This window comes from Desulfosalsimonas propionicica (assembly GCF_013761005.1).
In the GTDB taxonomy this organism is placed as follows: Bacteria; Desulfobacterota; Desulfobacteria; order Desulfobacterales; family Desulfosalsimonadaceae; genus Desulfosalsimonas; species Desulfosalsimonas propionicica.
In genome coordinates this window covers 12696-24612 of sequence record NZ_JACDUS010000014.1, presented here as the reverse complement: position 1 = coordinate 24612, position 11917 = coordinate 12696, and the positions used below count along the sequence as shown (strand labels likewise).

General features: G+C 53.7%; 9 protein-coding genes and 1 pseudogene. 8 read left to right on the top strand and 2 right to left on the bottom strand.

The window, feature by feature from the left end:
• Positions 1–77: 77 nt before the first annotated feature.
• Together HNR65_RS16040 and HNR65_RS16035 are read right to left on the bottom strand one after the other, a co-directional pair.
• Positions 78–1232: a DcaP family trimeric outer membrane transporter gene (locus HNR65_RS16040; RefSeq protein ID WP_181552542.1), complete on the bottom strand. Its 1155-nt coding sequence runs from the start codon at positions 1230–1232 to the stop codon at positions 78–80.
• A gap of 211 nt (positions 1233–1443) precedes the next feature.
• Complete coding sequence (locus HNR65_RS16035; protein ID WP_181552541.1) at positions 1444–2868, bottom strand: MFS transporter; 1425 nt, start codon at positions 2866–2868, stop codon at positions 1444–1446.
• 298 nt (positions 2869–3166) lie between these two features.
• Between HNR65_RS16035 and HNR65_RS18290 the strand changes: the two are divergent.
• From HNR65_RS18290 to HNR65_RS16000, 8 genes and pseudogenes are all read left to right on the top strand, one after another.
• Positions 3167–3433, top strand: a pseudogene (locus tag HNR65_RS18290) (hypothetical protein); the annotation flags it as partial.
• A 75-nt stretch (positions 3434–3508) separates the two neighbouring features.
• Entirely contained in the window at positions 3509–4876 is a 1368-nt protein-coding gene (locus HNR65_RS16030; RefSeq protein ID WP_232364812.1) for an ASKHA domain-containing protein, read from the top strand.
• 77 nt (positions 4877–4953) lie between these two features.
• A complete protein-coding gene (locus HNR65_RS16025) occupies positions 4954–6177 on the top strand; it encodes a multidrug effflux MFS transporter (protein ID WP_220128419.1) in 1224 nt (407 codons plus the stop codon).
• 188 nt (positions 6178–6365) lie between these two features.
• A complete protein-coding gene (locus tag HNR65_RS18065; RefSeq protein WP_181552539.1) occupies positions 6366–6803 on the top strand; it encodes a GAF domain-containing protein in 438 nt (145 codons plus the stop codon).
• Positions 6787–6933 carry a sigma 54-interacting transcriptional regulator gene (locus HNR65_RS16015; protein WP_181552538.1) on the top strand — a complete coding sequence of 49 codons (147 nt, stop codon included), beginning with the start codon at positions 6787–6789 and terminating at the stop codon, positions 6931–6933. Before HNR65_RS18065 ends, HNR65_RS16015 begins: the two co-directional genes overlap by 17 nt.
• Before the next feature lie 153 nt (positions 6934–7086).
• Positions 7087–7803 carry a glutamine amidotransferase gene (locus HNR65_RS16010; RefSeq protein ID WP_220128418.1) on the top strand — a complete coding sequence of 239 codons (717 nt, stop codon included), beginning with the start codon at positions 7087–7089 and terminating at the stop codon, positions 7801–7803.
• Positions 7804–8586: 783 nt separating this feature from the next.
• Entirely contained in the window at positions 8587–9462 is an 876-nt protein-coding gene (locus tag HNR65_RS16005) for a haloalkane dehalogenase (protein ID WP_181552537.1), read from the top strand.
• A gap of 195 nt (positions 9463–9657) precedes the next feature.
• Positions 9658–11838, top strand: coding sequence for a malate synthase G (locus HNR65_RS16000; protein WP_181552536.1), 2181 nt, complete (start codon positions 9658–9660; stop codon positions 11836–11838).
• Positions 11839–11917: the final 79 nt, after the last annotated feature.

The following is an 11917-nucleotide window of genomic DNA, read 5'->3' as shown; positions in this document are numbered from 1 at the left end:
TTTTCTTTGCATATCCGTCCCGGCCGCCGGGGGGCAGGACGCCCCCGGCGGCATTTGATACGTATTGTTGGCGATACTTAAAAAGTGTATTTTATGTAATTCTGAACGCGATACATATCTCCGTCGCGACCGTCCATGACTTCCTGAGACATTCCGATGACGCCGGCGGCGTATTCAATGGTCGGGGTGATTTTCCATTTCAGGTTGGTGTGCCAGCCAAATGCTTCCTTGTTGGCATTGGCGGTGAGAACCGCGTCCGAGCCAGTGTAGGCCTTGTCATCATTTTTCGAAAATCCGCACCCCACCGTCCAGGCCAGGTCGTGCCGCAAATTAATCGTCACACCCGCGTTGATACTGCTAAATTCGACGGTTTCAATCTCACCGCTGGCGGTTAGTCCGGCGCCGCCGTTGAGCCCCAGCCCCCCGTACCGGCCGACACCATCTCCGTAAGTCAGTCCGAGATAGATTTTGTGGCCTTTTCCGAACTCGATGTGCGAGGTCAGAGAGGCGCCGTAAGCCACCGTGCTTTCATCATTTAATTCAAAACGCCGGATCAGCAGCTTGGGGGAAAGATGAAAATTCTTGATGCTCCAGAAATACTTGACAATGACATCCGGCAGGGTTTCATTTGAATTGCCCGGGTTGGCAATGAGCGGACCGTTGCCGTTTGCCGTTAACCCGCGGTCCGGGTTTTCAATGGCCAGGGCCAGGTAATGACCTTTGTCAAAACTGTGCGTAAACCGCACCTGGGGCTGCCGAACAAAGGGTTGGCCGGGGTCGCCGGAAAGATCCATTACAGGGACGGCAGCCGCAAAGTCCATGAAAGTTGTCCAACACTGGCCAGCCAGAATGCTGTTATTTCCAAAGGTTGCCTTTCCGTATGCGTGCCGCAATCTAAATGCTCTGCTGTTGGACCAGGTGCCGGAGCCGCCGACATCTCCATTGAAATCTCCTTCCACGTAGGCGGTGATCTGACCGATATCGCTCGGGGTCACTGTTTTCAGATAAAGCCGGCTTTCCCTGGCGGTCATGCTGAAATCTTCCTTGTCGGCATAGTACGTGCCGTCCAGAGGCGTATCGTAGGCATTGATAATATCGCCGTCCGTTGGGTGGTCCCTGTTGTTGTTCAGTGTCCCGTTGATGTCATAGTTGCCCAGAAGTTTTGCGTACCCACCCAGCGTCACCTGCGTATTTTTGACTTCCAGGCTGAAGGCAGATGCTTTTTCGGGCACAAAGCATGGCAATAGGACGAGTAATAAAGCGATGAGCGCGGCTAAAAGGAACCAGGAATTTGAAGAATAACGGATTTTGAATAAATTCATTTTGACTCCTTGATGTTATTGGGTTGATTGACTGTGTCCTCCCATTGCAAGGCGCTATTTTTAAAATGGGTCCCTGCAAGAGGACTATGTATCCAAAAGCCTCTGCTTTTTTCCGGAAACATCACGATTTAAGCGCGTCTTTCATGCCTTCCGGGGACTGAGCACTGCCGGTGGTGTAAGGCGTTGCCCGCATTGCAATTTCGTTTTGCATTTGTTCCTGTTTTTCCGGCGTGATCCGGTAAAGCAGCAGAATAATCAACAAGCCGGCACCGATAAACAGGGCAGGCACCAGCGCGATTCCGGTTTTGATGCCGGAAATCAGTTCCGGTGTTGGCGCCATGTCCACCACGTACCCGGCAGATGCCAGTACAACGGTAATCACAACGCTTCTGACAAATATGGCGGTTTTGATAGGGAAGCTGATCAGGGACATGATGAATCCACGGGCGTTTTTACCTGTTTTCCATTCCCCGTAATCGACTGTGGCTGAATACATGGCAACGCCCAGGGCATCGGGCATACCGTAGCCGAGGTAGGCGACAAACATCACGATCATAAAGGAGACGTAATTCATCGGCAGGGCCCATACGGCCAACAACCCGGTTATAAAAAGGGCCAGTGAGAGAATATAGATGTTTCGTTCCCCGAATTTTTTGGCCAGAGGGGCCGTGGCAATTGCACCGAAAAAACAGACGATGTTAAGACCGGTAAAAAAGATGGAGATCACAGCCAGATTGCTGAGCACGTATTTGAAGTAGTAAAACGCCATGCCGAAGATGACGAACCGGCCCAGATAGCGGCCGAGTTCCGCCAGCATCAAACCGATCAGGGGAGGGTTCAGAACGATCTGTTTGAGCATTTCACCGATGCTCATTTTATCTTTCTCCGCCGCTTCCCCGGAAGCCGGGGGGTGGTAGGCATACTCTTTTGTCATGACAAAGAGTGTCCAGTAGCAAAGAATCATCAGGATGGCCGAAATGATCACCGTCAGGGTGCTTCCCAAAGCCGGATTTTCTCCTCCTCCCAGCACCTGAATGGACTTTGCGCCAAGCAGGGAAAAGCCGATTGCACCAAGGGCATTGAACATTCCCCGGTTGGAAGCCATTGAGATCCGGTCTTCACGTACCATGGTCATGGAGTTGTTCATGGCGATATGGGCGGCATAAAAGATGTTCCAGATCAGATGGGAAACAATAAAGCCGATGGAAATCAGAATGGCGTTCGTGACGGGATCACCGATTTTAAAAAACTGAAGAACAAAGAAAAAAGAAGCCAGCGGCGGGCCGATCAGGAGCCAGGAGCGGTACCGGCCCCAGCGCATGCTGCTTTTTTCGAGGATCACACCGGCCGTAGGCACCCAGGCAATATCAAAGATGCTGGTGACCATGAGCACGGTGCCGGCAATGGCTACGGGGATCTTTGCATAGTCGGTCAGAAATGCCGCAAAGAAAAATACTTCCATGTTCACAAAGAGTTGAAATCCAAATGAAGGCAACCCGTAGAGATTGATTATGGACCTTCTAAGGCCTTTCTTGTTCTGTTCCATTCAATGTTCCTCCACCTTTTTGCGTCAAAGACTCACTTGATTGTGGGAACTTCTTATAAAAAACCTGTTCTGCTTCGAAAACATTATTCTGCAGAATCGCAAAAGGCATGCCACTTCGATAGGATGTATAATAATTTAATATTTCGGTATGTTATATCGTATAGCAAAAAAAGTAGAACGATATAATTTTACGAAATATCGTAAAATTATATCTCCTCGTAATGCATGGGCGTAAGTGGTTTGGCCCGGCCCATGCCAGGACGTGGGTTGGGCAGGGCCTGAACGCAAAGCTTAAGAAATGGCACCCAATTTGCTTCTCAGGCTGGAATATGATGGGCGGCGATCAGTACCTGAGGGTCCAGGCAGCACCGTACAAATCACCACATCCTCCTTTTTGTGGATGGAAAGTAGAGGAAGGCATATGGATAGCAACGATCATCTGATCCGAATTTTGCCTCAAGGCAGGCACATCCGTGCAGTTCAGGGCCTCTCGCTTCTTGAATGCTTGATGCATCACGGGATTTTTTTACGATCGGACTGTGGCGGCAATGGTCGTTGCGGAAAATGCCGGGTTTTTAAAATTTCAGATGGCGGTGCCAGGGAAACGATCCACGCTTGCCTGCATACCATTGAAAAAGACATGACCATTGAAATTCCGGCCCCATCAACGCTCTCATCCCGTGCCATGGACAAGGCCCCGGTCTTTTCCCCTGCCGAATTCACGAAAGGGGAAAACAATGCGTCCGCTGCCGATTCCTTCGGCATCGCTGTCGACCTGGGCACCACCACCATTGCAATTTATCTGTGCAATGCCGCAAAGCGTGAAGTCATTGCTTCCATGGCTATGAAGAATCCGCAGGCCCTCTACGGGGATGACACGATGAGTCGCATTGCCTTTATCGGTGAAGAAACCGGAAATCTCGAAAGACTTCAGGCGCTGGTTATCCGGAGCATTGAATGGGGGATGAGATCTCTCCTTTCCCGTTGCAGGCAAGCACTGGGCCTTGTTTCCAAAATGGTATGCGTGGGCAACCCTACCATGGTGCACATTCTCGCAGGGGTAGATCCCCGTCCCATTGGGATACCGCCGTATCAGCCGGAATTTAAAGACGCCTCGTCCTTTATTGCCGGTCGGCTGGGGTTTGAAACAATAGAAGGGAATGTAGATACGCTTCCCCAGGTGTCGGGCTTTATCGGTGGGGATATCCTTGCAGGCGCCCAGGCAGTTGATTTTGAAAATCAGCCTGACGGGACGCTGCTGATTGATCTGGGCACCAACGGTGAATTGATGCTCAAGACCAAAAATCGGATTTATGCCGCCTCCTGTGCTATTGGTCCCGCGTTCGAGGGGGCGTCTTTGTCCTGTGGCATGCAGGCCATTGCCGGTGCCGTCAATGCCGTTGTCATCGGAGCGGACCAGAAAGTATCCGGTTTTTCGGTAATTGGGCCTGAAAAAGGAATGAAGGCAAAACCCGCCGGCCTCTGTGGTGCCGGTGTGATCAGCGCAGTGGCCCAAATGTTTGAAAAAAAAATAATTAATCCGGCCGGCGGGTTTGTTTCCGGCAAGGACAGATATGATGTTATTCCGGCAAATCCCGATCAGGACCAATCGTCCGTTTACATCAGCCAGAAGGATATCCGGTCGGTGCAACTGGGAAAGTCCGCTTTGATCAGTGGCATAGACCTATTGCTGAGAAAGGCCGATTTGAAAAAACCCGTAAAAATCATTATCGCCGGAGCATTTGGGTCCTACCTCGACAGGTCGGATCTGCTCCGGATAGGAATGATACCGGCAATCGAGCGCGATAAAATTGAAGCAGTCGGAAATGCTGCCGGTTCCGGCGCTGTAATGGCACTTTGTGATAAACGCTACATAGACCAATCCATCCGGATGGCAGCAAAAATTGAAACCATTGATCTTGGAAGCGATAGCGAGTTTCAGGATATTTTTGTCCATCATTTGCGGTTCCCGGAATCCAGGCAGCCCATATCCGGGCAACTCATTTGAACTCATTTGATAAATTGTAAAATTATACTTGCCGGCGGCCGAAGGATGGGCACGCCGGGGATATGCGGCGTTGGAAAATGACGGAAAGTATTAAATCCCCGGAAGCTGGAACAGAAATGCCCCGCACCGGGTTTGTCGAATCGATCCTGTTGATGGTGCTTTTGATCTCCCTGCCGGCGTTGTCGATCGACACCATGCTGCCGGTGTTTCCCGAAATCGCCAGGGACCTAAACGTGCAGCAAGCCAATGACATTCAGCTGATCATACCGGCGCTGATATTCGGTCTGGCAACAGGACAATTGGTCTTCGGTCCCCTGTCAGACAGCATGGGGCGCAAATCCGTGCTGACATTGAGTGCTTTTATTTTCATGGCGGGTTGCCTGCTTTGTTTTTTCAGCGTCGGATTACCGACCATGCTGGCCGGGCGGGTCGTGCAGGGGGTCGGAATATCCGGGCCGCGCACGGTTGTTCTCGCACTGATCCGGGATCAGTACGAGGGCCGGGCCATGGCAAGGATGATGTCGATCGTCATGTCAGTTTTCATTATCATACCGGCTTTTGCCCCCCTTATTGGGCAGGGGATCGCCTTGGTCGCCGGTTGGCGAGCCATCTTCGCATCGCTTCTCGCACTGATGCTCATCGCCTTGATCTGGTTTGCGCGGCGACAGCCGGAAACCTTGCTGCCACGCAATAGAATTGCTTTTTCTTTACGGGAAATCGCCGGGGCATTTGTCCTCGTCTGCAGTACGCGAGTGACGCTGGGCTATACAATCATGGCGGGCCTTGTAATGGGAGCGTTTTTCGGCTACCTCAATTCCGCCCAGCAGATCTTTCAGGATGTATATGGGGTCGGGCGCTTGTTTTCGCTTTTCTTTGCCATTCTATCGTTGTCCCTCGGCTGTGCGTCACTTCTCAATTCCCGCATCGTTATGCGCCATGGCATGCGGACCCTTACGAAACGGGCTATGGTGGGTCTTTTTACGCTGTCAATGGTTTATGTTGGTGTGATTTGCGCAATGGGCGGTGTTTCGCCATTATGGATGTTTATGGCCTTCTTTATGATCATCTTTTTCTGTGTTGGCATTTTATTCGGCAACCTGAATGCCATTGCAATGAAGCCGCTTGGGCAGGTAGCCGGGACAGCTTCAGCCGTGGTCGGGTCATTATCGACGCTTATAGCCGTGCCTCCCGGCGCATTTATCGGCCTGTGCTATAATGGCACTATATTGCCGTTAATGACTGGCTTTGCTGTTTTGAGCTTATTTTCATTTGCCATCATGAGGTGGGCCGAGACAGAATAAAAGAATGATCTGAAATTCCTGAGTCCTGACCGCAATGGATATCAGGTGGCTGTTGTGGGCTTTTGGGCCACAATAATCAAGGTGGCACGTTCGAGTCAATCGGGTATGTTTTTTGCATGTATGGAAAGTGATGCGAGGGTTTTTCAGCAAAACCGTTCATAAATGTAAAAAAGGAAAGTGGCAGCATCTTGAAGATATTGTTGCGCAAAAATCAGGAACTGGCCTCTATTCTGGAGGTCAGCCGGGTGCTGACCAGCTCCTTTGACCTGGAGCAGAACCTGTATGCGGCCATGGAAATTCTGGCATCAAAGCTTGAGATGCAGCGCGGATGCGTGTTTCTGCTTGATCCGGTAAATGCTGAAATCCGCATCGTGGCCGCCTACGGCTTAAGCCGGGCCGAGATCCGCCGGGGCAAGTATCGCATCGGCGAGGGCATCGTGGGGAAGGTCATCGAGTCGGGCCAGCCCATGTTTGTCCCCAACATCGGCGATGCCCCGGGATTTTTAAACAAGACCCATTCCCGGCCCCGGAAAAACGGCATTTCATTTTTGTGTATCCCGGTGGCCATTGAAAAGGAAACTTTCGGGGTGCTCACCGTGGACCGGATCTATGCCCATCGGCGCTGACGTGCGCGTGGTGGCCGCCACCAACCGCAGCCTGTTTGAGGAGGTCAGACAGGGAAATTTCCGCGAGGACCTGTACTGGCGCTTAAACGTGGTCCCCAGTGTGCTGCCGCCCCTGCAAAACACGCAATAGAACTCGAGCCCGGGCTGGCATCAGAATTTGCCGCCCGGGTCCGCGACCTGGCCAAAAAAAACAACGCCCCCATGGTTGACAGGGACCTGTGCCGGTTTTATTTACAGTTTCTGCAGTCCCGCAAAAACAAGGGGCAGAACCGGAGCGGAGAGCATGGACATGAAAAAACTCTGCATCATAAAGCTGGGTACCACGTATGCGGACATGAAGGCCCGGTTCGGGGATTTTGAATACTGGACCCAAAACGGTCTGGATGCGCCCGGGGCGTTTGTCCGCATTGTGGACGCCAAAAACGGCCAGGGGCTTCCGGCGCCGGAAAAATGCGCCGGTGCGGTGCTCACCGGCTCGCATGCCATGGCTACGGATGAAGCGCAATGGAGCGTTGGCACGGAAAACTGGCTAAAGGAGATGCTGCATGCCGGGGTCCCGGTTTTGGGCATCTGCTACGGCCATCATCTGCTGGCCCGGGCCGCGGGCGGCAAGGCCGGTTATCATCCGCAGGGCAGGGAAGTGGGCACGGTGGAACTCAGGGTTTTTCCCGGTACGGCCGGATCAGATCCGCTTTTTTCCGCAGTACCGCAGCGTTTTTTCGCCCATGCCACCCATTCCCAGACCGTGCTGAAATTGCCGCCAGGGGCGGTGCACCTGGCCCAAAGCGATCACGACCCGTATCACGCCTTCCGCATCGGGTCCCGTGCCTGGGGCGTGCAGTTTCACCCGGAATTTTCAGCTGATATCATGCGCGCCTATATCCAAAAACAGGCCCGGGAACTCATCCAGGAAGGCCAAAACCCGGACCGGCTTGTGCAGACCGTGGCCCCGACCCCGGAGGCCGCAGCCATCCTTTCAGCCTTTGCCCGCCTCTGTTGATTACAGGGCGTCGAGTTCCCGCAGGAAATCAACCAATTGTTCCAACTGCAATGAATGTGCTGATTCGGAGGAAGGAAGCCCTGCGGTCGGGGGCGGGTTTTTTTGCTCCTGAGCCTTTTTGCGGATTGACCCAATGCCTTTTCCGAAATTTACAAACCCGGCCTTACGGCCTCAAACAGTTTGTAAATTTTTCGCAAAAATTCTCAATGTCGCTTCAAAAACCCGCCCCGCCCTTCGGGCTTCCTTGGGGCCCACATCCGAATTCGATCACTCTGCAAATCACCTCGGAAATACCCTCCCGGCTCCACCAGCCTCAGACCGGTATCCGATAATATTTGCTGCCGCATATTTCCAGTACGTTGGTCATGGGGCGGGGCGGGGGTGGTTTGTTTGGCTGCATTGGCGCGGTTTCGGCAAAGATCGGCCCGGGGCTTTGGCGTCCGGAATTTCAAACTGTCTGAGGGCGATCAGCCCGAGTTTGTAAATTCCAGCCAAAGTCCCGGGACGATCGCCGAAAGCACGCCGCAGACAAACAAACCACACCCGCCCCGCCCCATGCGAAAACCGGAACAAGCTGCCTATGCCCTGGTTGTACGGATGCCTTGCTTATGCCGATGCCTTGGTTGTCTCATCTCCCGGCCTAAAATGGCGGTCTGGCCCTGCCGGGAAACCTTGTTTGTCATTCCGGCGCAAAAGGTTATTTTATGTAGGTAACCGCACCAAACATATGTTGTCCAAAACGCGCAGTCAGTTGCCAATCCATACAAGACCCGGAGGTTAACAATGGTTTTGTCGGAACAGCATTACACCAAAAAAACAATCCAGGTTTTGGGCCGCAACATGGCCTATGTGGACGAGGGGCAGGGCGATCCGATCGTGTTTCTGCACGGAAATCCCACCTCGTCGTATTTGTGGCGCAACGTGATTCCCTTTGTGACGCCTTTGGGCAGATGCATTGCCCCGGATCTGATCGGAATGGGCGATTCGGAAAAGCTGGAGGAGTCAGGACCGGGCGCCTACCGGTTTGTTGAACACCGCAGATTTCTCGATGAATTTCTGGCGCAAATGGGAATTGATCAAAACGTGGTTTTTGTGATCCATGACTGGGGCTCTGCCCTGGGCTTTGACTGGAGCCGCCGGCATCCAGAAAGTGTGCGGGCAATCGTTTACATGGAAGCCATTGTCCAACCCCTGAACTGGTCGGACTGGCCGGATAGTGCCCGGAACATGTTCAAGCGGTTACGGTCTGAGCAGGGAGAGGAAATTGTTTTGAAAAACAACGCATTTGTGGAAAAAATTCTTCCCGCCTCCATCCAGCGCAATCTGAGCCCGGCAGAAATGGCCGAATACCGCCGCCCCTTTTTCAACCCGGGCGAGGACAGACGCCCGACGCTGACCTGGCCAAGAGAAATCCCTATATACGGCGATCCTCCGGATGTGGTCGAAATTGTCTCGGATTACGGCAAATGGCTGGAGACCGCCAGTGTGCCAAAGCTTTTTATCAATGCAAATCCCGGGATGATACTCACCGGCGGGCAGCGGGAATACTGCCGTTCATGGCCCGAGCAGCAGGAGGTTACAGTCAAGGGGCTTCATTTTATCCAGGAAGATTCGCCGGAAGCTATCGGAGAAGCCATTGCCGGGTTTCTCAAAAAATAAGAATGATGGCGCCGTAAATGTCCAATATCTGCGTTACGCGCAATTTCTCAGAATTTCACGTACGGATAAGTACGCTGCATTCTTCGAAATTGCGCAAGCCTTGATCTTGAACTGTTTACGGCGCCATCAAGAATCGGCGTTTGTGCAGGAAACGCTCAGCAATGTGTTTATCAGATTCAAACAAGAGGAGTTGCCATGACTGAAAGGGTAAATGCAGGCGGCCTCCAGGTTGCCCGGGTTTTGTATGATTTTATAAACAATGAGGCCATTGACGGCACCGGAATCAAACCCGATGATTTCTGGTCCGCCCTTGGCGGCATTGTGGCGGACATGGCCCCCAGAAACCGGGAGCTTCTGGAAAAACGCGACCAACTCCGGGCCGCTCTGGACGACTGGTACCAGCAGCACAAAGGCGGGTCTTTTGATATGGCCGAATACAAGATGTTTTTGCGCGAAGTCGGCTATCTTGAGTCCGAAGGCACGGATTTTCAGGCTGCCACGCAAAACGTGGACCCGGAAATCGCCCAGGTGGCCGGCCCCCAGCTCGTGGTTCCGGCATCCAATGCCCGGTTTTCCCTAAACGCGGCCAATGCCCGCTGGGGAAGCCTTTATGACGCGCTTTACGGATCAGATGTGATCCCGGAAGAAGGCGGGGCCCACAAAGGCACCCAATACAATCCCGTGCGGGGCGAAAAAGTCATTGCCTATGCCCGGGCCGTGCTGGACCAGTCCGCCCCCCTGGAGCAGGGCAGCCAGGCCGATGCCGCCGAATACCGCATTGACGGCGGAAAGCTGGCCGTCGGGTTCAAAGACGGCAGTAAAACCGGCCTGCAGGACCCGTCCCAGTTCGCCGGCTACAGGGGAACGCCGGAGCGGCCCGATGGCGTCTTGCTTGTCAAAAACGGCATGCATATGGAAATCGCCATTGACCCGGCCGATCCCGTGGGCAAAACCGATGCCGCCCATGTCAGGGATGTGATCCTGGAAGGAGCTCTGACCACAATCGTTGATTTTGAAGACTCGGTGGCGGCCGCCGATGCAGCCGACAAAACCGCCATTTACCGCAACTGGCTGGGCCTGACAAAGGGGGATCTGGAGGAAAGCTTTGAAAAGGGCGGTAAAACCATCACCCGAAAAATGAACCCGAACCGGAATTATACCGATGCCCTGGGAAATTCCTTTGGCCTTCCGGGCCGCAGCCTCATGCTCGTGCGAAACGTGGGGCATCTCATGACAAACAGCGCCATTTTGGACCAACAGGGCAACGAGGTGTTTGAAGGGATCATGGACGGCATGATCACCGCGCTGATCGCCATCCACGATCTCAAGGGCAACACCCGGTTTCAAAACAGCAAAACCGGCAGCATCTACATTGTCAAGCCCAAGCTGCACGGCGCAGACGAGACCGCATTTACCGATGACCTGTTTGCCCGCATTGAAGACGCCCTGGGCCTGGCGCGCAACACCCTCAAGGTGGGGGTTATGGACGAGGAGCGCCGCACCACGGTCAACCTCAAAGAGTGCATCCGCGCGGTAAAAGACCGGATCATTTTCATCAACACGGGATTTCTGGACCGCACCGGAGACGAAATCCATACCTCCATGGAAGCCGGCCCCATGATCCGGAAAGGGGAAATGAAGCAGGCAGCCTGGATGACGGCCTATGAGGACTGGAACGTGGATGTGGGTCTGGCTGCCGGCCTGCGGGGCCGCGCCCAGATCGGCAAGGGCATGTGGGCCATGCCCGATAAGATGGCCGACATGATGGACGCCAAGATCGGCCATCCCGAGGCCGGGGCCAGCTGCGCCTGGGTGCCGTCTCCCACGGCCGCCACTTTGCACGCCATTCATTATCACCGGGTCAATGTGGACGCCCGCCAGCAGGAACTGGCCGGAAAGCGGCGCGCATCCATGGACGATCTGCTGACCCTGCCGCTGATGGACGACCCGGACGCGCTGAGCGCCGATGAAATCAAACAGGAGCTGGACAACAACTGCCAGGGCATCCTCGGCTACGTGGTGCGCTGGATTGATCAGGGCGTGGGCTGCTCCAAGGTTCCGGACATCCGGGACGTGGGCCTGATGGAAGATCGCGCCACCCTGCGGATTTCATCCCAGCATATCTGCAACTGGATCTATCACGGCATCTGCACCAAAGACCAGGTCATGGAAACCCTCAAACGCATGGCCGAGGTGGTGGACCGGCAGAACGCGGATGACCCCGGATATATCCCCATGTCAAAAGACTTTGACAACAGTCTGGCATTTCAGGCCGCCTGCGACTTGATCTTCAAAGGCCGGGACCAGACAAACGGCTACACTGAACCCCTGCTTCACGCCTATCGCCTCAAAGCCAAGGCCAGGGCTGGATTATAGAAAGCAGACACAATATTTGCCGGATTCTGTTGTTTGTTTAGGGGGAGGAGTGTGCTATGGGTATGCCCGGCAATCAAAA